The sequence below is a fragment of the Pseudoalteromonas sp. ABV4_021 genome (assembly GCF_056159365.1).
The window spans coordinates 3029446-3053419 of the sequence record NZ_JBSWVB010000001.1; the positions used below are offsets into that span (position 1 = coordinate 3029446).

Below are 23974 nucleotides of genomic sequence, written 5' to 3' on the forward strand. Positions count from 1 at the left end.
GGGCTTTTTCAGTTAGTTTTGTAAGCTGGTTTTCCTTCCAAGAAGGCTGGTGATTTTATTCCATAACCAAATAAGCCCGTTACCAAGATCTTGTAAGATAAGGTACATACATGGCACTAGCACGAGTGTTACCAATGTGGCAAACAGCACCGAGAAGCCAAGAGCAACCGCCATTGGAATAACAAAGCGTGCTTGTAAGCTGGTTTCAAACATAATCGGTAATACCCCAACAAATGTGGTAATTGAGGTCAGTGTAATTGCACGAAAACGTGCACACCCCGCTTTTGTTACCGCCTCTTTTATCGATGCGCCTTGCGCACGCATTTGGTTAACAAAGTCGGTCATAACTAGGGAGTCATTAATAACCACCCCAGCTGCAGCAATAAGACCAAAGGTCGACATCAATGAAATATCTAAACCAAACGAGAAATGCCCCCAAATTGCTCCCACCATACTAAATGGAATCACCGACATAATAATTAACGGCTGGAAATAACTCTTCAGTGGCACTGCCAGTAAAATATACACAATAAACATACCAGCTACGAAAAACAGTTTCTGCTCATTGGCCTGCGCTTGCTGCTCTTCAATTGAGCCACCAAGTTCAGATTTTACTGTTGGGAACTGGTCTTTAAGTTGTGGGAGTAATTCGTCTTTAACCGATTTAACAACGGCGTCAGGCTCAACCACTTCTTCATCAATCGCGCCCCAAATATACACACTGCGATAACCGCCTTCACGGCGAATATAACTAATACCCGGCTTTTCAACTAAATCAACAACATCTCCTAGCATAACTTCTTTGCCGCCAGGTGTTGTGATAACGGTATATTTAAGTGACGAGTACGCTTCGCGTGTTAATTTAGGATAACGCACCATTACCCGCACTTCTTCGCCATTACGAATGACTCGCTGCGCTTCGCCACCATAAAAACTCGCGCCTACCTGATTAGCAATATTGGCAAGATTAAGCCCCAGATCATACGCAACAGGCTTTAAGCTGATTTGCACTTCTTTACTGGCAGGGTCGATTGTCGAGCTAATATCAAACAGACCTTTTTGTTGTTGCAGCATGGCAATAAACTGACGACCTGCAGCATTTAAGGTGTCGATATCTGGGCCAAATAACAGATAACCAAATTCGCCATCATTACCGCCACCGTTTACATCATCTTGAATATTAATTGATTTAAGCCCCGGAATTTCGGGTAATGCTTCACGCCAACGACGCGACAGTTCAAAGGTGTTATATGGTCTTAATTCTTCATCAACCAAAGGAACAACAAGTTGGCCTTCGGTACGACCTTGGTTAAATACCAACATGTCGCGGATCATAGTTTGTCCGGTATTTGCTTGGGTTTCTTTGTCTATTTGTGTGATCACAGCTTCAATTGTTTGCAACGCGGAAATTGTTTGCATATCTGAAACGTTATCGTTCATTTCAATACGAATAGTAGGGAAGTCATGTGGTACTTTTGGCGTTGGTACAACGCGCACATAGTTACCTGCAAGCAAGCCAACACTAATCATTAGTAGCGCAACAAATACAGCAAATACAGCGTAGCGCCATTCCACACACTTAATAACAAAACGCTGATAAGGACCATTTACAAAGCCAAAAAATCGCTTGTTAAACTTGGCTCTAAAGCCATCTGTTTTTACTTCACTAAAATGGGTGTGCGCCAAGTGAGCGGGTAAAATTAGCTTAGATTCAATCAAGCTAAAGATTAAGCACAAAATAGAGACTGCCGCGATGCTGACAAAAAATGCACTTTCAGGTCCACTTGATAGCGTAAACGGCGCAAATACCGCAATGGTGGTTAGTACACCAAAAGTCGCAGGTGTCGCTACCCGCTGCGCGCCACGCACCACACTTGTTACGCCGGGGCCGGACCGTTCAATTTCACTATAGGCACTTTCGCCAATTACAATGGCATCATCAACCACAATACCGAGCACCATAATAAAGGCGAAAAGCGATACAATATTAATGCTAACGCCGACCATCGGCATCATCATCATGGCACCCAAAAAGCACACTGGCAGACCTACCATAACCCAAAGTGCCAATTTAAAGCGCAAGAATAGGGTTAGCATTAAGGCAACTAAAATCGCACCTTGAAACAGGTTTTTCAGCATCATATCGAGACGCGCATTTAGGTAGTATGTCATATCAACAATGCTTTCAAGCTGCACGCCCGGTGGCAGTGTTTTATTACGCTCTTCAATATAGCGGTTTACCGATTCCGCTACCGGAATCATATTCTGATCTTTAGTTGCTTTTACCGATAAAGAAATCGCATTGGCACCCGACATTTGGAAATAGCGTTCACCTTCAACAAATTGGTCTTTAATTTCAGCAATATCGCCCAACAATACTTTTGCGCCATTGCTGCCCACCTTAACTGGGACCTGACGGAATTCATCACCTTTATAAAACTGATTTTCTACACGCACAGAAATAATGCCTGAGTCGGTTTTTAGTTGGCCTGCTGAAATGTTGGCAGAATAACGACGAATCGCATCACTTACTTGGCTTAAGGTAAGATTATATTTACGCAGCTGATCGGGTTGAATTTCAACCGCTATTTCATCGTCAGGCGTGCTTAAGTTAACCAGTGAAACATTTTTTAATTGCAGCAATTCAATCTCAACTTGGCGTGCAATTGGTTTTAGCTGAGTGAGCGGTAAATCCCCGACTAACGCCATATTGATAACATCTTGCTGAAATTCTATCTGCGAAACAGTAACGGGCTCCATGCCAGCAGGAAAAGTGGCAATGCCATCCACTCTCAGTTTTACTTTATCGAGTACTTCAGCCAAGTTTTTATCAGGGTCGATCTCTAGGGTTACGCTACCGCCATTACGAAACGCACGCGAAATACTTTTTTCAATTTCAGTAATGTCTTTAATCGACTCTTCAATCTTGATTAAAATGCCTTCTTCAATTTCTTGTGGAGAGGCGCCTGGGTAGTTGGCATTAACCGTAATATAGTTAATTTCAATGCTGGGAAACATTTGTCGCTGAATCGTTGCGTAGCTCACAATGCCCATTAAAATAATGAAGAACATCATTAAGTTGGCGGCAACTGAGTTATTGGCAAAAAAGGCAATTAACCCTGTTTGTTGATTGTGTTTCATGGTTGGCCCTTACTTTAGCGCTTCGCTTGATTTACTTGCTGCTAGCTTTACCGCCATGCCCTGCTGCGGGTATTCCGGCAGTGTTAGTACCAGCTTCTCATCATTAGTAAGGCCTTTATCAATCAAAAAGAATGCCCCTTCACTGCGCAATATATTTACTTCTTTGGCTTGCAGCTTTTGCTCGTTATCAACAACCCATACAGTACGGTTATTCACAAGTTCTTGTGGCAATTTAAATACTTGCGATAGTTGCTGACCGCTAAACGACACTTCGACATATTTACCAAATTTTAAGTCGCTACCTTGGCTTTTAAGATTATATGGATCGTCAACCTGAACCACGATATGGCTCATTCGCGTTGCACTATCAATTACCCCTAAGTCACGCGCAATTTTACCTTGGCGAGCAAAGCCATTAACGCCTTTATAAGAGATATTTACGGGTGTTTCAGCAAGCGGTGAAGGCAAAAACAAACTATCAAAACCAGCAATCGGTACAATGATTTCAGCAGTTTCAATGTTGTTTAGCTGGGCCACTTGAGTGCCTTTATTAACAAACTGGCCAACGCCAATATCACGCGAAATAATTAGCGCATCGTAAGGTGCTTTTACTTCGCAATCAGCAAGGTCGCGCTGTGCGCGCATTAATGCTGCTTGTGCTGATTTTACTTGTGCTTGTGCGCTAAGCACTTGTGGTTTTCTTAAGAATAAATCGGTGCGTGGTTTATTCGGAAAGCGTTTGGCTTCATCTTCCGCAACTTGTGCTTTTGCTTGTTCTTCAATTAGCGCCGCTTGTGCACTAGTAAGTGCGGCTTCGGCTTGCAACAATGCAGCCTGATAATTATCTTTTTCAATGGTGAATAACACTTCACCACGTTTTACTAAGCCACCCACGACAAAGTTCTTATGCCAAGACATCACTTCGCCCGATACTTGCGCCGCTAAGCGCGTTGTTTCAAGTGGCTTTACCTCACCAAAACTGGTTAATACAACTTGATGCTCAACCGCTTTTAATGTTGAAACACTTACCGTAGGGCGGGTATCAACAGGCTTTTTCTCGCCATCATCGGCGGCGCTTGCTTTGATTAAACTAAAACCTAAGGCTCCGATAATAAAAATACCAATTGGTACTAAAATCTTGACGAGTAACGCTTTCATTTATGACTTCCTGTTGATTTTATACACGCTAAATATAACCTAATTTTTCAAATAATTTTAGCCTATGACCATGATGTTACGTTTATTTTTGCCGTGTGGATTTTTAACTTGGTTAATTATCGAGTTTTTCTTCACTATTACGAACAGCTATGGGATAACAAATAAAAAATCAGCAGGAGTTTGTAATTATGTTTAAACGTACACTTATTGCGTTAGCAACACTCAGTAGTTTTTCGGCAATGGCGGAGCAGCTTGTATTAAATGCCGATGCGGCAATCGATATCAATACAGGCAAATTAATTAAACCAGCCACACTAGTGATTGAAGATAATAAAATTGTGAGCGTTGGCAAAAGCAATCGCAAAGGTTACGCACCTGATGCCAAAATTATGGACTTAAAAGGCTATACACTATTGCCAGGGCTTTTTGATATGCATGTGCATTTAACAAGTGACGCCCAGGTACATGGTTACAAACGTCTGCAACGCACTACGCAACGCTCTGCAATTACCGGAGTGCGTAATGCAAAACGTACATTAGAGGCCGGTTTTACATCAGTACGTAACCTAGGCGCACCAGGTTACGCCGATATCGCGCTAAAAGATGCAATTAGAGAGGGCGACGTACCTGGCCCTCGTATTTTTGCGGCTGGGCCAAGCCTAGGCGTTACTGGCGGACACTGTGATAATAATTTATTAACCCATGAACATGCAGTGACGAGTCAAGGTGTTGCCGATGGCCCTTGGGCAGTGCGAGCAAAAGTGCGTGAAAACATCAAATACGGCGCCGATGTTATTAAATTTTGCGCTACCGGTGGCGTACTATCAAAAGGCACCAAAGTAGGCGCACAGCAGTATTCACAAGAAGAAATGACTGCGATTATCGATGAAGCTCATTTACGCGGCCTAACGGTTGCTGCACACGCCCATGGTACCGATGGTATTAAATCGGCAATTAAAGCAGGTGTTAATTCGGTTGAGCATGTCAGCTTTGTAGATGATGAGGCAATCCAGTTAGCGCTTGAAAAAGGCACTTACTTCTCAATGGATATCTACAACACCGAATATATTCTTAGCGAGGGTAAAAAGGCCGGTATTCTAGAAGAAAGTTTAAATAAAGAACGTAAAGTAGGTTCGCGTCAGCGTGCGAGTTTCACTAAAGCGGTAAAAGCGGGGGTGAATATGGTGTTTGCATCTGACGCTGGTGTATATCCTCACGGTGACAACGGCCACCAATTTAGCCGCATGGTGAAATTTGGCATGACTGAGTTACAAGCGCTACAAGCGGCAACCATTAATGCCGCAACGTTACTTAAACAGCAAGATTCTCTTGGCTCGTTAGATACAGGTAAGTTTGCCGATGTAATCGCGGTTAAAGGTAATCCACTTGAGAATATCAGTACAATGGAGCAGGTTGATCTCGTTATAAAAGACGGCAAGGTTGAAGTTAATTTAATGAAATAGAAAAGGGGCATTTGCCCCTTTTTTACAATTCAAAAAATTCTTTATTTCTGCGGTATTCGCCCATACCAACGCCTTTATGTTTAATAAATAATTTACGAAACGCGGCGTCATCTTGATAACCTAAACTCAATGCAATTTGCTGCGCTGTTTTACTGGTTGTTTTTAATAAACCACACGCGCGTTCAATGCGTGCAATTTGCACATATTGCATAGGCGCAACCCCTAACAGCTTTTTGAATCGACGAGTTAATGTACGCTCACTAATATTAAGCTTATACGCCATAGTTGATACATCAATACTGCTATCCAAGTGATCGCTGATCCACTGCTCTAGCTTTCTCATTTCCCCATCTTGATGCTCAGGTAAATCATTCAACGCAAAAAATGCGCTTTGTTTTACCTGCTCAGTATCTATCAATAGATAACGAGCAACAGTGTCGGCAATATCTTTACCTAAGTAATGGCGCACCAAGTACCAAGTTAATAGCAAAAAGCTCGATGTTGCACCACAGGTTAAAAACTTACCATCAAGTCGCAACATTTCACTGGTATCGAGTTTGCCCCCTTTTATATGACGTTGAAAAAAACTATCTAGCCACCAGCTCGCGGTAATTTTTTTATCAGCCAGTAAGCCTGTGTGCGCCAGCAGCGGTACAGCAGTGCATCCCGACATTACCAATTCAGCATTTTCGGCAAGCTTAACAATATGCGGATGAAACGGCTTTAGGCTTTTGCATAGCTGCCAAAGGTCCTGATCGCTGCGATATTGGCTACCAGGCCAAATTACCACATCAAATTCACTGGTTTCTTCAAGCCATACATCTGCTTTAAATACTAATCCTTGGCTCGACTCTACGTATTTTTTATCGACACCGATTAACTGCCAACTAAAGGCATCTGCATTTGCGCCAGTGCGTTTTTTGTAAACACCATTCGCCACATTGAGTACATCAATTACACCTGTAACTGCGGTTGCCATCACACCTTGATTAACCAATATACCAATTTTGTGCATGTCTTTAATTAACCTTTTTTAGTCAGTTAAGACACTTTATAGCAATCTTTTTAGCAATACACTAGGCCTTATCGTGTTTACTTAAGGAGAAAAAGACACATGATTTGGATATACGGCCCTATTTTGGCACTGCTAGTACTGACCTTTTATTTACTGATCCGCGCAGCGACAAAGCGCATTGTTGCGGTACGTAAAAAACAACTCAATTATAAAACAGTACAAAATCTCGATTACCGCGAAATGCCGCAAGACATTCTGTTAGCAGGGCGCAGTTATGACAATCAGTTTCAACAGCCAGTTTTATTTATTATTTTGTTAGGTTTTTTATCGTTTCATTCTATTGAAACGCTCATTTGGATGATTGCTGCTTGGAGTTATGTTGCGCTACGGTTTTGGCATGCCTTAGAGCATATCTCCGCACGCAATTTAAAAAGGCGTACCTATGCATTTGGCTTAAGTGCACTATTACTTATGGCAATGTGGATGACGTTTTTATTAACTCAGTTGCTCTAAGGTAAAACGTTAAGCACTTAATTAGCCATTAAGTGCTTTAACATGATCGGCTTATTTTATTAAGCTTAGCTTTATTAACCCTAATTCAGTTTAAATAAGCGCCTTTCTAATACAAATCCCATTATGCCTGATGCAAATAACAGTACGCCAAGCACTTGCAGCCATGAGTTAATTGGGCGGCGAATCTTTTTACTCATTAAGTTATCAAGCTTATAAATGCGTCTGCCCCCTGCAACTGTTTCGGTATAGCTTGGGCCTTTATATTCAGGTGTCATTTGCACTAATGTAACGCGACGCTTTGCCATTTCTAAGCTTAAGGATTTATGTTTTTTCTGCCTTTGTAATGCCGACAACTCCTCACCTGTATTTAAATAATACCTTTCCCACCGCGAAAATATATCTGCTGGTTCGTCATCTTTGACTACGCCAATCGATTCATAGTGGTAAACATACTCATTAAAAATAAGTTTACTGTAACCAATAAAGAACAAGGTCGCTGCCAGTACAATGCTTAAGCTAGCTGCCAATAAAAAGTTGCGTCTTTGCGCAAATTGGTTTTGTGATTTTTGTGCAATAAGCTGCTCTACATCGGGTATTTGCTTTAGCCGTGACATGTCTTTTTGCACTAATTCGTCTGTTACAAAGTCATTCAGTGACACCTGAAACGCAGCGAGTATTTTCCGCAAGATATCATTCGATGGTAGCGATTTATCATTTTCTAACTTTGATAAATACGATTGTTCAATACCGGCTTCAGCTGCTAATTCAGGTTGGCTTAACCCTTTTTCTTGTCTTAATTGTTTTAACTTTTCACCTAATGTCATTTTATATTCCTTAATTCGTTAATTGTCCGTCGCTGGCCAGCAAACACACTTATTCTTGGCTAGTCATTGGAAAATAAACAGCTGAATATTTTAGAATATTGAAGAATTTCATATTTTTACTTTGATTTACACCACTTATCACAAGGTTTTCTATACTAAATAAAAAAGCGTTAGGCGAAGACAAAAAATGAAACCAATCCACCTGATACTACTTATTTTTACAAGCTTGGTATTAAGCTCATGCTCTCAGCCTCATAATCCAAAAATCAAATTGGCAATCAATCCATGGCCAGGTTACGAGTTTTTATATTTAGCGAATGAAAAAGGGCTATTTAAACAAGCAGGATTAGATATAGAAATCATTGAAGCACCGTCATTAGCTGAAGTAAAACGCTTTTTCAGACAAGGTAAAGCAAATGCCATGACCAGTACTATGATCGAAGCAGTATCGCTAGCTGCGCAGCATAAAAAGCAGATATCCATTGTATTAGTAACGGATTATTCAAACGGCGGCGATATGATTTTAGCAAAGCCGGACATTAGCGAGTTTAGCCAAATTAAAAATAAACGTGTAGGTGTTGAGCTTGGTTCACTAGGTTCATTCTTTTTGCATCAAGCCCTAGCAAAGCACGACTTAGCATTGAATGACATTGAAATGCTAAACACTGAGCAGCTTGATGCGCCCAACGCATTTGATAAAGATATTATCGACGCTTACGTAACCTATCCTCCCTATTCCAACTTACTATTAAATGAATTTGAGTTACAAAAGGTGTTTGATTCGCGTGAAATACCTAAAACGATTTTAGATGTGGTAACGGTTTCAAGTGGTCTCGTTGAACAAAATCCAGAGTGGATAAAACGCTTTCATGGAGCATGGCAAGCGGCTCTTGATTACGCAAAGCAACATCCAATAGAAGCAAACAATATTATGGCTAAACGTGAAGGCATCAGTGCGGATGAATTTGCCGCAGCTTTTCAGGATTTAAAGGTGTTCCCCGCAAATGAGCAGCGAGAGATACTCTCGCCAAAAGGCTTATCGCAAAACATGCAGCAAGTGTGTACTGTGCTAAATGAAACAAATAGTATAAATTTTGAGTGCAAAGCGCTCTCGCAGTTTTTATCTATAGGGAAATTAAGTGACTGAAGGCTTAACGCTCGGAAAGCGAATAACTTTACTGCTCAGTATTATCTATATCACCGTGTTGGCGGGGTTAGTATTGTTTAATAAACACAATGCAACCCAGCTTTCTAAAGCAATGATGAAGCATGAAGCCGAGTTAATTATTGAAAGCATTGTTGTTGCCACAGCCAATCGCATTAGCACCGCAAACTTTAAACGCGTTACAAGTGCAATCGGTGCAAACGATGCAGTGGATCATGTACTTATTGCCAAAGCAGATTCAGGGGTTATTTTAGCAAGCAACCAAGCAGAATTAATTGGCGAATCCTTTACCTCTTCTCACTTTCGCTTTAGCCAACTACTCAATAACCTAAACTTTAACCAAGCGCCCGATTACTTTTATTTTGATAACCAGCTTATTTATTTAGCCAGCTTTGAAGCGGTATCAGAAGACCGCCGCGCACTTGAAGATCTAATTGTTATTTTGGTGATAAACACTAAACAATTAGGCAACTATATCGCGCTGTCTAACCAATATATTTTCTTCGCTGCCCTATTTGGCTTTTCAATCACCATGGCAATGAGTATTTATGTGATTCGCTCCCAAGCAATTGTGCCGCTATATCAATTATTAAACTCTATTCGCGCTGGGATTAAATCTCGTAAACCAAAAAAAGTATCGGTTCAACGCAGCGATGAAATTGGCGAACTGGTCAATGCATATAACGATTTGCTCGATAACTTGCTAACCAAACAGGCCGAATTAAAGAAAGAAACCGAAAAAAGCCAATTGGCCGCGCAAGCTAAGTCTGATTTCCTCGCCGTAATGAGTCACGAAATTCGCACGCCGCTAAATGGTGTACTTGGCACAGCAACACTGCTTGCCAAAACATCAATGACCGAACAACAACAGCAACAACTTGATGTGATCACCAGCTCGGGGCAGCAATTGCTCGCAACCATTAATGATATTTTAGATATCTCGAAAATCGAAGCAGGCAAACTTGTGCTTCACCCTGTGCCGTGTGAAATCAATCAAATGCTAAAAAACGTTGTCGATATGTTTAATGCATCGGCGATGGAAAAAGACGTTAGTATTATCGCAAATTATACTAATCAAACATCTTATGTGGCACTTGATGATGTGCGCGTAAAACAGGTATTAATCAACTTAATTAGTAATGCGATTAAATTTACCGAGCAAGGCACTGTGTCGGTGTCGGTAGAATTAACCGCAACAGGGCAAGGCAAATATTTACTCACCATCACCATTGTTGATACCGGCATAGGTTTAAGCGAAGCGCAAATTGACTCCTTATTCACTAAGTTTGTTCAAGCAGATGCCAGTACAACCCGTAAATATGGCGGCACAGGTCTAGGTTTAGCCATTTGTAATGCCCTAGTAAAACAAATGAATGGCGCAATTGAAGTTGCCAGTAAACTTGGCCAAGGATCACGTTTTGTTGTGACTTTACCGTGTGATGAAGCTGAAAAACCAGAGCTTAACCTAGACGCCGCACACAATATTGAAAAAGTAGTCGATGCAGCTATTTTACTGGTAGACGATGTGCCATTAAACCAACATATCGCAAAAGCGATGCTTGCTGAACATACTGTAACAACAGCAAATAATGGTCTTGAAGCCGTAGCGAAGGCAAAAGAACAGCAATTTGATATTATTTTCATGGACTGCCTAATGCCTGAATTAGATGGCTTTGATGCCACTAAGCAAATACGCGAATTTGATACTAATACCCCCATTATTGCGTTAACAGCCAGCAATCAGAATGAAACCAAAGATAAGTGTTTAGCCGCTGGTATGAATGACTTCTTATCTAAACCTTTGGTTGAAAAAGACTTACTCAATATGATCAATCAATGGGCCAATCGCCCATAAGTCAGGTTAAATAAATCCAGTTATCACCGAATATCGCCTTTAAACACTTTTAAGCTCATCGTTTTTAAATTTTGCTTAGTCTAGCCTTAACGAATTAAGGAGGCATTATGCTTAAAACATATAAATTAGTGTTAGCTGGACAGCAAATACGCTTAACAAAAAATGATCAGCAGGATGCAAAGCTTTATATCAACGGACAAAAGCAAACCTTAATTAAGCAGTCATTTAAAAATCGCACTAACTACTTAGCTAAGCTTGAAAAAATGGGTGATTTTATTATCAGCCAGGTAACAACACGATTAGGCCAAGAAATTCGCTTTTATTTAAAGTCGGCAGGCCAAAATCAGTTGCTATTTAAAGCCAACGCGTAAGAAAACAACTTAAGGAATCGATATGTTTTCAACTGTTACTCACTACCTAATTTTAGCGGCACTGCTTATCACGGCCATTTTCTTTTATACAGTTTCGTTTCAAAGCGGTACTTTTTTGGTAATTGTATTAGGTGTGTTGTTTGAGCTAGCGTTTTGGATAAAGCTTGTAAAAGGCAAGAAAAAAGCAAAAACCTAGGGCAGTTAGGTTTTTGCTTTGGTGTTAGCTAAAGGTACAAGTTAAAACAGATAGCGCACTTTAAATGTAACAAACTCTTGATCGGGCTGCTGCCAACTACTTTCTAGTGTTGCAAAGCGGTTGTTAGTTAAATCGCGTTCAATTAATTCGTTACCACCACGTCCATAAACCAAATAAATATCTGAATACGCGCCCATTTTATAGCGCAGTTTTAATTGCAAGTTGAAACGCGAATCATCAAAGCTGGTATCGCGAGTGTCGGCTTGCAAACCATTTTGCGAAACACGATAAACCTGCTTACTTTGCGCCTTCAAACTCGCCCACTGAAAGGTCGAACTGAATTCAAGATTGTCTAAAATTAAACCTGAAATTTTAATGTGGTTTGCGTAGTAATCTCGGTCATATTCAGTAATCACATTTTGTTGATTTGCTACCAGCCAACCATCACCAGTACGAAAGTAATTATTAAATGCTATGCGCCAATTTGGGTGAGGCATTAACGTTAAATCAACAGCGTACTGATCAGCGCGTCCATGTAACCCTTCTTGATCATTTTGGTAACTCGCCGCCCAGCTAAACATGCCTGTATAAGGACTAATGTACATCACGCGAGAAGTCCAATTATCATCAACATAAACTGCGTCTGTGCCATAGCCTAAGTTGTCGTGCCATGCTCCTGCGTAGTAATTAATTATGGTTTCAAATTGGCCGCCGTTTTCTAAATTTAGGTTGACTAGATATTGCGGATTACTGGTTAGCTTTAAGCCAGTATCATCGGTGTGATAATTAATACTGGCCTTTTGTAGCACGCGATTAAACCACTTATTGTCAGTGTTGATAGCATGGCTAAAGTTAATTTCACTAGCACGCCAATTATTACGTTCGCTGTAACCTAAGTCGTTATTATCAAAACTATCATCAAGTCTTAAGTAATTAGCTGAAATTGATGTATTTACATTAAATTGGTACTTTGCATTTAGTGATATACCCGTACCTTGCGTGCTTACTCCCTGCTCGCTTATATCCGTGTGCATTAATGCAACCTGGCCTGACCAGGTATCACTTTGATACTGACTATCCCAAGCATAACTGTAGGCGTCTCTATCTAACCATGGGCGCTTGGTTTTAGTTGCCAACACCCCGGTTTGCCAATTTCGTTGCGCCGTTTGCTGAGTGTAATTAATGCGCCCTGCATAAAAGTCTTTGCCCGCGTCTGAGGCTAGATTATCTTCCGCTACAGCAAAACCCGCCAACTGCAAATTTTCGCCCTGATGGACAAAACGCGCAGCCACATCAATTGGTGTAATTAATTCACTGTTATCATCGCTACCTGCACCAATACGACGAGTGTGAATAAGCTTTGTATTGCGCTCAGACGGAATGCTAAACACACTAATATCTTGAGTGAAAAACGGACGCTTATCAGTGCGCAGTGTTTCCACTGCAGAATAATTCAGCACCACTTCGTCACTGTCGACCTGACCGAAATCAGGATTCACCGCAACACTTAACTTTTGGTGGTGATTCGGCTTATAAACTAAATCAAACCCTAAGTTTGCATCGCCATCATTCGCCACAAAATCATTTGAATAGCTGGCATAAGGCACAAATGCCCACTGCTGACTCTGTGGTATTTTTACCTGCACTTTTGGCATTTCAATGTAAAAATCGCTATTGCCGGTGGTTTGTGGCTGCGAACCATAAATATAGTTTTTCGCTAAATCATAAAGCTGAAGCGATACACCCACTTGAGAGTAGCCGTTGTCATCTTGTTTATGGCGAAACGACACTGCATGCCATGGAATAAACGCTTCTATTGACCAAAAATCATCAGCTTCATAAAATGCAGATTGCCAAGCGCCATCCCAATCATAATCGGTTGCTAATTGCGGCGTTAGTACCGCATCTTGAATACCGCCACCCAGCGTTACCGCAAACAAATACGCGCCACTGCCATCGCCTGAGAAATCGATAACAAAGCGATTGAAATCAGCTTGCATAAACGCATCTTGCAAATTGTATTGCTTTTTACGCTGCTCCTTTGGCTGATAATTAATCATGCCAATATACATGCCTTTTTCATCGCTGTAGACTCGCCCTTCCACTTTGTTTTTATGTTCTGACAAGGTGGCTGGCACTACCTGATAAAAGGTTTGGTATTGAGTGGCATCCTGCCATATATTTTCAGCGAGCTGACCATCTAATGTGATTGCCGATTGCTCGGCCAGTGTGGCAAAGCTCACAAGTGTAAAAGAGTAAATTAACGGATTTTTCATAACGGCTCATATGCGGTTTATTTGCATTACATATCAGCAGAAAAAGCTGCTTAAAAAGCTGATTTTTTTCTTAATAAAGCTGCTAGAAGTCTTATATTTATTGACTTTAATCTGCAAAACCGTATTTTTGTTATTAAAACTACAAAAGGCCTGTTTAAACAGCTATGGAAAACGCTCATCCCCCAAGACAAGGTACATTTAGATTTGCAGAGTTTGAATTTAATGCAGCTAAAGATGAGCTTTGCCTATGGCAAACAGGTCAGATAGAAAAACTTGAGCCTCAAGTGTCTCAGTTACTTGCCATGCTAATAAATAATGCGCAGCAAGTTATCTCAAAAGAACACATTCAAACCGCGTTGTGGCCAAACACCATAGTTGAACAAAACAGTCTGTATCAACTGTTAACTAAGCTGCGAAAACTACTCAGTGATAGCTCACGTAACCCTCGCTTTATAAAAACAGTGCCCAAAAAAGGCTACTGTTTTATTGCCGATGTTGAGCTTGTTAGCAATGCGCCAGCACAAGTAAAAACCATAGAACGCAGTAGTCGAAAGTTTCACCCGCTTTTGGCTGCACTGCCTATTTTAGTCGTGTGTTTTAGCGTTTGGGCGTTTTTTAATAGCCAAGAAAGTGAGTTTGAAATTCCGCATTATGAACTTCATGATGTGAGCTACGATTTAGGGTTAGAATTTGATGTAAGCGTACATCGCGAACACGATTTAATGGCGTACATTAAAGATATCAAAACGCTCACCATCACAGATAAGCAGGGCCAACAGTTATTCAATCGCACCTTTGCCCATCGTGTTGGTTTTCCCGCTTGGCAACACAAAGGAAAGCTATTAGCGTATTGGCAATTTATTGAAGATAAATGTGAGCTTTCAATTATTTCACCGCAAGGTGCCACTAGCCATCGCGCTAACGGCATAGTGTGTGAGTCTGCAAAACCGCCTGTTTGGAAATCAAATGACGAGCTTATTTTAAGCATCTTACAGCAAGGTGTATTAGTGCCCTACTTGTACCGCATTGGTACCGAAGAACTTATTGCGATGCCACTTGAGCGCCCTGCTCAAGCTGAGTATAAAGGGGCTATTTCGGCATGGGACAATCGCGTTTATTTTCTATTTAATTATATTGACCACACCAGCAAACTGGTGTCACTCGATGGCAAAGAAGCACTGAGCTGGCCATTTCCAGTTTGGCTTGTAGCTTATAACCCAAATAACGGTGCCATTGTCAGTAACGATGAAAGTCAGCGCCACAACTTAATAGCAACGCACCGCGATGGTCAAAGCTACCCTATTTACAACACCGCTCAAGGTCTTTTCACCAGTGCTTCAATTGATAAAAACGGTGATATCTACACCGCAATTGAAAGCTGGCAGGTGAATATTCGAGATAAAGACAACTTGCCGATTTTCTCAACCTCAAGCATCGATTATTTACCTGTCAGTAATAGTTTAGGTGAAACCGCATTTATGTCGCGTCGCAGCGGCGTGTGCGAAGTGTATTTGCATGCCGACAACAAGGTAACACGCCTTTCTAATCACAAGGGCTATGAATACGTTAAGTTTTTAGAATGGCGCCCAGATTTAAGCATGCTGCTGTCGAACCGCGATATGGATTTAGCGTTATACGATCGTAAAAGCCTGATTTTGCAGTTTACTACTGAGCTAAATAGCACTATAAAAAATGCCGGCTGGTATGATATACAAACGGTTTACGCCTTTGATGGCACTAAAATACAGCTCTATGATTTACAAGGCAGAATGCTTAAAAGCATTGATTTAAATGCACAGTTTGCCTATTTCGATAGCAGTAATAGCCGTTGGTTAGTGCTACAAGACAATCAATTAATTAGCAAAATAGATTTAACAGAAAACGGCGAAAATCTAGCAAAACTTAGCCGCGAGCAAACGAATTTATTGCACAATATTCGCATTAAAAACAATGCACTGTATTGGCAATCATCATGGTCAAAGCAAGATAAAATTTGGCGACTTGATCTTACTAACCCAAACGATATTACACTGGTAAAACAAGGTAATTTAATTTGGCATTTTGATATTGACCCGTACGAGCAACTCACTATTGCACGCATGGAAGCTATCGAAGGTGATATTAAGCGCTTATCGCCAGAGCAAATTAACTAACTCGATCTCAGGTTAACTAGGGTTAACCGCTTTGTTTAACAAAGGAAAAACCTTCTTCAAAACTGGCAAAATGCATTTTAGTAATACAGCAATTTGCTAAAGCAAAGGCATGTTTTTGCAGTAACAGTGTGAATTCTTCTAAGTTGAATGAATTTATCTGTAAAAGCTCGCTATTGCTGATAACACGATAGTAGTTTCCGCTGCTATCAATCACACCGTCATTTATCACTAAACTGCCCAGTAAATCTCGCATCTGATGCTGGCTTTCAACATATTCCAATTCATCATCACCGCAATAATGGATCACTACAGGGTAGTTGAGCGTTGCAATTAATTTCATTTTATTTATTGACTTAATTTTAAACTGTATTAGTGTATTAATACACCTATAAATTACTAATACACTATGAGCATAGATTTAATTCATGCAATTTACACCATAAATACCCAAGCATCGAGTGCGCTTTATCGTCAGGTGATGGAGCAAACCAAGCAGGGCATTCGTGCGGGATTGTTACAACCGGGTCAACAGTTGCCTTCGGTACGTGTAATGGCATCTAGCTTACAAGTAAATCCAATGACGATTTCTAAAGCATTCTCGCAATTAGAACAACAAGGTGTGCTGGAAAGACGAAAAGGCATTGGCATGTTGGTTGCCGAGCAACACAACATTAGTAATTACAGTGATGCACTGCTCACTCAGCGAGATCAATTTTTAACGTTAGCAAAGCAGCAAAAGCTTTCTGACGACGCGATTATAACCCTAGTACAAAATGCACTTTCTGCGCTAAGCAACAGGACGTAACTATGACTCAACCTATTATCACCATCGAAAAGGCCATCAAATCATACAAAAGCTTGCGCGTAATCGATAAACTGAATTGGCAAGTTAACGAAGGCGATATTGTTGGCTTACTTGGAAAAAATGCCGCCGGTAAAAGCACCCTATTAGAATCGATTATGGGCCTGCGCCAATTAGATCAAGGCACAATTAAACTATGGGATTATGAATGGCATGAATTACCACAAAGTAAAAAACAAAAAATTGGCTATGTAGCGCAAACCAGTTCTGCATTTGAATGGATGAAAGTAGCGCAATACATTGATTACATTAGTCAGTTTTTTCCATCGTGGGATAAAGCCTATTGCGAAACTTTGCTAAAGCGCTGGCGCATCAGCCATGATCAGGTAATTGGCAAGCTTTCTGGTGGCCAAAAACAAATGCTAGATGTGGTGCAGGCATTATCAATTCGCCCTGAACTGCTGATCTTAGACGAGCCTGTTGCACACCTTGATCCCAATATGCGCCGCGCCTTTTTAAAAGAAGTGATCGATTTGTGCTGTGAACACGGTACTACGGTGATTTTCTCAACTCATATTGTGTCTGACTTAGAACGCATCGCCAATCGCGTTGCGGTACTGCAATTTGGTGTGATCCGCCACTACTACGAGCTTGATGCGCTCAAGGCAAGCATTGCCAAACTTAGCTTTACAAACACATCAAAAGTTAACCTGCTGGAAAAAGACACGTCGATTAGCAGAATTCAACAATTTGGTGACACAACCAACACTTGCATTATTGCACCATTGAAAAAGCCGATAGACGAGTGGTGTGCTTTTTACGATATTGATGCCACGATTCTGCCAATCAACCTAGAAGACTGGTATTTGGAGGTGGCAAATGAGTTTGTTTAAATCAAACGCGTGGATTTTAATGCGCAGTGGCACAGTAACACTGCCATTTATGCTTGTGCTTTCAGTCGTATTTAATGTGTTGTGGCTGCAAAAATCGCTCGACCCAAGCACCTTTCGCTATGTAAAAACCTATTTGCTAATAACCTGTTTGCCATCACTATTTTTTGGCTTTTTGCTGGGAATTGGGTTGGCAAAACTAAAAACGCATTACCTATGGGCTGTAAATACGCTTTACCGTTTCTCAATATTAAAAAGTGCTCTTATTTTAGCGGTGATTGGTGCATTACTAGTGAGTTCGTTTATTACATTGAGCAGTGAGCTTTCACTCCATTACATTTTAATACCGGTTAGCTTTTCGATTATTGGACTACTAGTAAACTCGAGCGGATCAGTTGTACACAATATTTTGCGTAACTTGTTTAGCTCATCCCTATTAATTTTAATGATGTTTGAAGCAACGCATGAAATAACCCAAATAATCATTTTTTTAACCGCTTGCTACGCAATCTATAGCGCCTTTCAGTCACCAACAGGCAGAACTAAACTCAGTAAAACTTTAGTACCAACTGACCGCCAATCAGTCATTTGGTGGAACCAAAAATTAGCTACTTTTACCGCTAAATTTAAAAAGTCATTTAACAAAGATATCGCGTGGGCAGTATGTTACCCACAAACGAAAATTGGCTATTTAGGTGGCTATTTTGCCGCGATTTTTGGCTTTTTATTTGCGACCACAGATAACGAAGTACTTATAAACTTTATGTTGTTATCGCTCGTGCTCGGGTGCCAATTTCCGGTTTACCAAGAATTCAACCAGCTTAAACATCAAATAAAATCGATAGCTCACTGTTTTGACAGCACTAGTCAGTTGATCAAACACATTATTTACGCATTTGATAAAGTGGTATTGCGTAATACAGTGCTTATTTTTGCTGCAATGTTTGCCATCACTTTATTTAAGCAAGATGCGCAAGAAGCAATGAAAATCGTATTTTTAACCGTATTTGCAACAACAATGTTTTTAGCGTTTGCGCCTTTATTAATCGTATACTTTTCAGGCTGTATAAATCTAAAGAATATCGCTCTTTTTGCTGTGATTTGTGTATTAGAAGTCGGTGTGTTTGGACTAGTACATTACACCAGTGAGCAGCTTAGTATTTATTTGATTTGTATTTTGGTTGCCTTGATTACTATTCCAATGCGGTATTTCACGCAACAATTGGCGATGCGCCAACCACTTGAAAGAATTATCAATTAACTTGTACTAGGTCAAAGATGATTGAATAAAATGCATTGTTCTATGTAATTCAATAAGCTAGAGTAAAATAAAAGTAGTAATTATGTAGTGCAGTGCCGTTCTTTCGATTTTTAAATATAAAAATTAGTTTAGCTTTTGTTGCGAGTTGTTTGCTTATCACGCATCACCTTGCGGCTGCAGAAAAAACGCATCCAATCACTTACTATACCGAGCTTTACCCGCCTTCAAGTTATTATTACAACGACCAATTAATCGGCTTATCGGTCGATTTATTAAAACTCATTTGGCACGATCAAGGTATCGCCGAGCAACCTATATTAGTTGTGCCTTGGGCACGCGGCTATAAAGAAATTAGCGATAAACCAAATACCGCATTATTCGCCATGTCTAAAACAGCTGATCGTGCAGCAAAATTTAAATGGGTAGGGCCGTTATTTACCGCTGAGTATTACATTATTGCGCAGCCGAACACCCGCTTGTTTATTACCGATATTTCGCAAGTTTATGATAAATCTATTGCGGTTATTCGCAATGACGTAACGCAAAGTCTTATCTACGAAACTGATTTTCCACATCAACAGATTCTTGCTGCTAAAAGTATGGGTGATGCGCTAGCTTTGTTCAAAGCAAAGCGTGTCGACCTATTAGCAATTTCACGCTCAGGGTTAAACGCCGCTATAAAACAAAGAAAGCTTGGCAGCAATCTATTTCAGCGTATTCTATTGCTGAAGGTGATTGATGATTACATTGCCTTTAGTAAAGATACCCCCGATGAAATAGTTGAAGCATTTCAAGCGAGTTTAGATAAATTGAAAAATCAGCATCTCGCGCTTAAGGAAGAATATAAACTTAATTAGGAATGAGCCATGAATAAATACATAGCCGCGCTGCCCGCCATTCGCCCACCGTTTTTAACGCTAGCGCCGCTGTCGTGTTTAGTTGGACTCGCATACTGTGCTTATCAAGGCAAAACCATTGATATGTTCGATGCGCTACTAAGCGTGCTTGGCGCAATACTCGCAGCAATTGCGGTGAATACCATCAATGAATATCAGGATTTTCAAAGTGGTTTAGATTTAAATACCAACCGCACGCCTTTTAGCGGTGGCAGCGGTTTATTAAAACAAAACCCAACTCTCGCCCCGATAGTTAAGCGATACGCTGTTGGCTCTGTAATTGCGGTGATATTAATCGGTGTATTTTTTATTTTTCGCATTGGCGCTGCGCTAGTTCCAATTGGTTTGCTTGGTCTATTGATAGTGGTGAGTTATACCAAGGTACTGAATAAACACCCTTGGTTATGTTTTATTGCGCCGGGTATCGGCTTTGCTATTTTAATGCCTATTGGCGCTTATGTAGTGCAAACAGGTGAGTGGCATTTGTCATTATTAGCCATCACCTTAGTACCATTTTTGGTGACCAATAATTTATTACTAATAAATCAGCTACCTGATATAAAAGCTGATCGAGAAGCCGGTCGTAATCATATTGCTATTCACTATGGCGTTAACGTTGCTCGCTGGGTATTTGCGCTGTCATTGTTTACGGCATTTGCTGGCTTAGTATATTTAGTAAAAATTGGTTTACTGCCTAAGCTTGCATTAATCGCTTTACTGCCTATCGTACTTTGTTTGGTTTCCTTGGTATACTTGTGCCGTTTAGGCGATAACATAGCACAGCATTTGCCTGCGATGGGTATGGTAGCTGCTGCAGCAAACCTTACGCCATTAATGTTATCTCTCGCTTTATTTATGAGTAAAAGTTAAATACCAATGACCATTAGTTACCAATTCACGCTCGACAAAGCATACCTTGAAGAGTGTTTTGACGAATCACTGCCACACAGTCCTCACCAAACACCAAAATACGGTTTTGCAGGCAGTTTTATTGGCATAGGAATGGGGCTTATTATCTTTACCGATATTGGTGGTGTAGCACCTTACATTATGGTTGGTTTAGGCATTTTAGAATTTATTAGTTTCTACTATCGCCGTCCTTGGTGGCTTACGCGCCAGATGTGGAGCAGGGCATCTAACTCGACTGTCACAATCACCCTAAATGAAGATGGCATTGAAAGTAAAAACCCCTATACCGAGTCACTGCTTGAATGGGATCAGATCAAAGAAATCATTCACACACCAAAAGGCATGCTGTTTGTTAATTACAAAGGCCAACAAACTTATCTTTCAAAAGCATTTATGCCAGCAGACAGCGAAAGCTACATTGAAAAGCAGATTGCAGTTTATAAGGTGAAGATAACGCGATAACACAGTATTTGCCGTGTTATCCATTGGTGCTAAAGCGTTGCGACACGGTTGCGGCCATTTCGCTTAGCGCTATACAAGGCCTCGTCAGCTTGTTTTACCGCATTGTAAAAGGCAACCACTGAATGTACTTCTGCCACCCCAAAACTGGCAGTTAGCGCTAAATTTTCGCCACTTTCCAAATTAACCGGATGATCTTCAATATTCTTTCTTAGTTTTTCTGCGATTTGCACAGCTTGACGCATCGATGCGTGGGGCAAGCAGATAATAAACTCTTCTCCACCATAACGAGCTACTACATCTGAATAACGCAATTGATTTTGCATCAGTTTTGCTATGTGCATCAGCGCTTTATCACCAACATCATGGCCATGATTATCGTTTACCGCTTTAAAGCGATCGATATCGCACATTATTACCGTCATTGGCAGAAATTCCGCCGTCGATTTTTCCATTTTAGTTAAGAAAATCGCATCAATAAATCGACGGTTTGGCAAACCCGTTAACGCATCGGTATTGGCTTTTTGTTTTTGATTGTAGGTAATATTAGTAATAGCTTGATGACTTTTATCGCGAAAATATTCACTAATAAATGCAAAAAATACCACCAGCGAAAAACCCGATAAAAATCTAGATTTTTCAACGTGACCATAATTTGCTTGACCAAAATCTGGGCCATATAACTGAAACGCAATAGCACCGATCGCAAATGCTGTTAACAACAAGCCAAAACGCACGCCTAACATAGTAAACACCACAACCGGATAAAACATAATCCAATAAAGCGCAGTATTTTCCTTTCCGCCGGTGTAAACCAATAAAATACTTAGTAGCAATACCGTTAACGCAATGCCAATACTGCAATATTTAAGTTGTCGAGTACTAAAATAGATAACCACATTAATAAATACGGCAATAAGTGCGCCCAATAAAGTAATGCTCAAAAGCCACGGGTAGGTTTGAAAATTCGCTAACAATAGCCCCGAAAACACTACCAAAGCGATACCAGACATTGCCAAAAACGAAAAAACTCGGCGTTTTAGTTCGGCGCTGTGTAAGCCATCAACTTCAATAAAGCTTCGCCATAGCTCGGTTGTATGAGAGTTATTTTGCTGCATTTTTAATTTTTATATTTATTGTTGTAGAAGTTAACTAAGTGCATTCGAGTGCCGAACAACTAGCACTAAGTTTAATGCAGACTTGGTAAAAAGCTAATCTCGCACAATACCAAGCCACGTAACACTATTTAGCTAAAAACAGTGCAAGTTCATTAGTTAATTCAGAATAATAAGGGTTGTAGCTTAAGCGTTGAAAAAGCACATGCTTTTGCCCAGCAAGCGGTGTTTTTTCTGAAGCTGGAATATTGGGCGTTACTTTGCAAGCATTGTATTTTTCTGCGTCCGCCAAGTAATGGCCGCAGTTTCGATATACTGCATGCTCACCATAATGGATATTGCTTGGCGCATTTGGAATTGCAGTATGAGCCATTTGTAGTTGGTCATCACACTTTGGCATACACTGAGGTGTTACTAGTTTTACATTTTCAAATGCGCTCAGCTGATTTGCGTTGTTACGTTCGCCGTAATAAACCAAAGTGAGTGGCGTAGGGGTTTTACGCTGCCACTGGAGCAGTAAATCAAGAGTCGCGGTAGTATCAATCGTCATATCATGCTCAGGCACGGCAACAAACATAGGTACATTGTGCGTAATATGACGTTTTTTCAATGGATACACATCGCTCATTAAATGATGTACTTGTGCACCGGCATTAATCGGAAATGATTCATACTTAGCAAAATCAATATCTGCGTCTTTATCAAGCCAATTTAAAAAAGGCACATAGTCAATATATTGCGCTAGCCACGACATTGAATTTTTAGCCTTTGTCGCTGGCGCAAACAACATTACACCAGACAGTTTAGGGCTCAGAGACTTTCGCGTAAGCATATAATCTAAAATAAGACCGGCACCCGTTGAGAAGCCGCCCAAATATACCTGCTCAAAATCATTAAGTGATTGTTCAATCGCAAATGCACTAAGTGCGCGCCAATCGTTGTAATCAACATAGCGTAAATGTTCTGCTGCAGTGCCATGACCTGGCAACAACACAGTACGTACATTAAATCCTTGCTGGTGGTAAAACGCGGATAAATCATGAAAACTATATGGCGAATCGGTTAAACCATGGATTAGCAGCACCACTTTATCGCTATTTGCGTGCGTTAACTGATACGGCTTTACTAAATCAGTAATGGTTGGTGCGCTAATATTTTGCTGGTTTAAAACATAGTTATTAACTGGACAAGGTACATTTGCACGGGGGTTAAGCGCTGTTATTTGCTGCTCGGTTTGAACTAAATAACCTTCGAAATTAAGGTCGGATAAATCAACTACTTTAGCAACATCTGACTTAGCTAAAAATCGATAGCTACCCTCGCTAATTGAGTGGTTGATTAACTTAACGTCCGCACTTTGAGATAAGCAATTTGCAAAGCTACTGGCACTTATAAAAAATAGTAAAATGCCTAATATTTTAAATACGTTACTCATCAAACCAACCTTTAGGTTTTTATTGGAATAACAAAATACTACCTCAATTTACAAGATAAGCTGATCTAAAATTATCT

At 40.5% G+C, this 23974-nt stretch carries 21 protein-coding genes; 13 read left to right on the plus strand and 8 right to left on the minus strand.

Translation table 11 applies throughout. The features are described 5' to 3' along the window. Positions 1-12: 12 nt before the first annotated feature. Together ACXAFE_RS14050 and ACXAFE_RS14055 are read right to left on the minus strand one after the other, a co-directional pair. A complete protein-coding gene (locus ACXAFE_RS14050) occupies positions 13-3141 on the minus strand; it encodes an efflux RND transporter permease subunit (RefSeq protein ID WP_475153537.1) in 3129 nt (1042 codons plus the stop codon). A gap of 9 nt (positions 3142-3150) precedes the next feature. Then, a complete protein-coding gene (locus ACXAFE_RS14055; protein WP_475153538.1) occupies positions 3151-4299 on the minus strand; it encodes an efflux RND transporter periplasmic adaptor subunit in 1149 nt (382 codons plus the stop codon). 188 nt (positions 4300-4487) lie between these two features. On the opposite strand from ACXAFE_RS14055, the gene ACXAFE_RS14060 reads away from it, so the two are divergent. Continuing rightward, positions 4488-5762: a Xaa-Pro dipeptidase gene (locus tag ACXAFE_RS14060; RefSeq protein WP_475153539.1), complete on the plus strand. Its 1275-nt coding sequence runs from the start codon at positions 4488-4490 to the stop codon at positions 5760-5762. Positions 5763-5784: 22 nt separating this feature from the next. Here the strand turns inward: ACXAFE_RS14060 and ACXAFE_RS14065 are convergent, their stop codons facing one another. Next, on the minus strand, positions 5785-6777 hold the full coding sequence (locus tag ACXAFE_RS14065; RefSeq protein ID WP_475153540.1) for a GlxA family transcriptional regulator: 993 nt from the start codon (positions 6775-6777) through the stop codon (positions 5785-5787). A gap of 99 nt (positions 6778-6876) precedes the next feature. Here ACXAFE_RS14065 and ACXAFE_RS14070 point away from each other — a divergent pair, with 99 nt between their 5' ends. Continuing rightward, positions 6877-7290, plus strand: a complete 414-nt coding sequence (locus ACXAFE_RS14070) for an MAPEG family protein (RefSeq protein ID WP_475153541.1) — start codon at positions 6877-6879, stop codon at positions 7288-7290. An 80-nt stretch (positions 7291-7370) separates the two neighbouring features. Here the strand turns inward: ACXAFE_RS14070 and ACXAFE_RS14075 are convergent, their stop codons facing one another. Then, complete coding sequence (locus tag ACXAFE_RS14075; protein ID WP_475153542.1) at positions 7371-8114, minus strand: helix-turn-helix domain-containing protein; 744 nt, start codon at positions 8112-8114, stop codon at positions 7371-7373. Between the two features lie 187 nt (positions 8115-8301). On the opposite strand from ACXAFE_RS14075, the gene ACXAFE_RS14080 reads away from it, so the two are divergent. The 4 genes from ACXAFE_RS14080 to ACXAFE_RS14095 all read left to right on the plus strand — a co-directional run bounded on the left by ACXAFE_RS14080 (position 8302) and on the right by ACXAFE_RS14095 (position 11701). Beyond that, complete coding sequence (locus ACXAFE_RS14080) at positions 8302-9261, plus strand: ABC transporter substrate-binding protein (RefSeq protein ID WP_475153543.1); 960 nt, start codon at positions 8302-8304, stop codon at positions 9259-9261. Further along, a complete protein-coding gene (locus ACXAFE_RS14085; protein WP_475153544.1) occupies positions 9254-11134 on the plus strand; it encodes an ATP-binding protein in 1881 nt (626 codons plus the stop codon). Before ACXAFE_RS14080 ends, ACXAFE_RS14085 begins: the two co-directional genes overlap by 8 nt. 107 nt (positions 11135-11241) lie before the next feature. Next, entirely contained in the window at positions 11242-11505 is a 264-nt protein-coding gene (locus tag ACXAFE_RS14090; RefSeq protein WP_010561357.1) for a hypothetical protein, read from the plus strand. A gap of 22 nt (positions 11506-11527) precedes the next feature. Continuing rightward, the gene (locus ACXAFE_RS14095; protein WP_475153545.1) at positions 11528-11701 is read left to right on the plus strand and encodes a hypothetical protein; all 174 of its coding nucleotides are present in this window, start codon (positions 11528-11530) and stop codon (positions 11699-11701) included. A 41-nt stretch (positions 11702-11742) separates the two neighbouring features. On the opposite strand, the gene ACXAFE_RS14100 is transcribed toward ACXAFE_RS14095, so the two are convergent. After that, the gene (locus ACXAFE_RS14100) at positions 11743-13977 is read right to left on the minus strand and encodes a DUF5916 domain-containing protein (protein WP_475153546.1); all 2235 of its coding nucleotides are present in this window, start codon (positions 13975-13977) and stop codon (positions 11743-11745) included. 164 nt (positions 13978-14141) lie between these two features. On the opposite strand from ACXAFE_RS14100, the gene ACXAFE_RS14105 reads away from it, so the two are divergent. After that, on the plus strand, positions 14142-16130 hold the full coding sequence (locus ACXAFE_RS14105) for a winged helix-turn-helix domain-containing protein (RefSeq protein ID WP_475153547.1): 1989 nt from the start codon (positions 14142-14144) through the stop codon (positions 16128-16130). 22 nt (positions 16131-16152) lie between these two features. Here the strand turns inward: ACXAFE_RS14105 and ACXAFE_RS14110 are convergent, their stop codons facing one another. Next, entirely contained in the window at positions 16153-16470 is a 318-nt protein-coding gene (locus ACXAFE_RS14110) for a DUF4144 family protein (RefSeq protein WP_475153548.1), read from the minus strand. 66 nt (positions 16471-16536) lie between these two features. Here ACXAFE_RS14110 and ACXAFE_RS14115 point away from each other — a divergent pair, with 66 nt between their 5' ends. The 6 genes from ACXAFE_RS14115 (at position 16537) to ACXAFE_RS14140 (ending at position 21350) form a co-directional block, all read left to right on the plus strand. After that, positions 16537-16935, plus strand: a complete 399-nt coding sequence (locus ACXAFE_RS14115; protein ID WP_475153549.1) for a GntR family transcriptional regulator — start codon at positions 16537-16539, stop codon at positions 16933-16935. A gap of 2 nt (positions 16936-16937) precedes the next feature. Then, on the plus strand, positions 16938-17825 hold the full coding sequence (locus tag ACXAFE_RS14120; protein ID WP_475153550.1) for an ABC transporter ATP-binding protein: 888 nt from the start codon (positions 16938-16940) through the stop codon (positions 17823-17825). Further along, entirely contained in the window at positions 17812-19083 is a 1272-nt protein-coding gene (locus tag ACXAFE_RS14125) for a hypothetical protein (protein WP_475153551.1), read from the plus strand. Before ACXAFE_RS14120 ends, ACXAFE_RS14125 begins: the two co-directional genes overlap by 14 nt. Before the next feature lie 149 nt (positions 19084-19232). Beyond that, a complete protein-coding gene (locus ACXAFE_RS14130; protein WP_475153552.1) occupies positions 19233-19940 on the plus strand; it encodes a substrate-binding periplasmic protein in 708 nt (235 codons plus the stop codon). Between the two features lie 9 nt (positions 19941-19949). Continuing rightward, complete coding sequence (locus ACXAFE_RS14135) at positions 19950-20849, plus strand: prenyltransferase (protein WP_475153553.1); 900 nt, start codon at positions 19950-19952, stop codon at positions 20847-20849. A 6-nt stretch (positions 20850-20855) separates the two neighbouring features. Continuing rightward, positions 20856-21350: a YcxB family protein gene (locus ACXAFE_RS14140; RefSeq protein ID WP_054979375.1), complete on the plus strand. Its 495-nt coding sequence runs from the start codon at positions 20856-20858 to the stop codon at positions 21348-21350. Positions 21351-21379: 29 nt separating this feature from the next. Here ACXAFE_RS14140 and ACXAFE_RS14145 read toward each other — a convergent pair whose 3' ends face one another. Then, the gene (locus tag ACXAFE_RS14145; protein ID WP_475153554.1) at positions 21380-22465 is read right to left on the minus strand and encodes a GGDEF domain-containing protein; all 1086 of its coding nucleotides are present in this window, start codon (positions 22463-22465) and stop codon (positions 21380-21382) included. Between the two features lie 124 nt (positions 22466-22589). Beyond that, on the minus strand, positions 22590-23897 hold the full coding sequence (locus ACXAFE_RS14150) for an alpha/beta hydrolase (protein WP_475153555.1): 1308 nt from the start codon (positions 23895-23897) through the stop codon (positions 22590-22592). Positions 23898-23974: the final 77 nt, after the last annotated feature.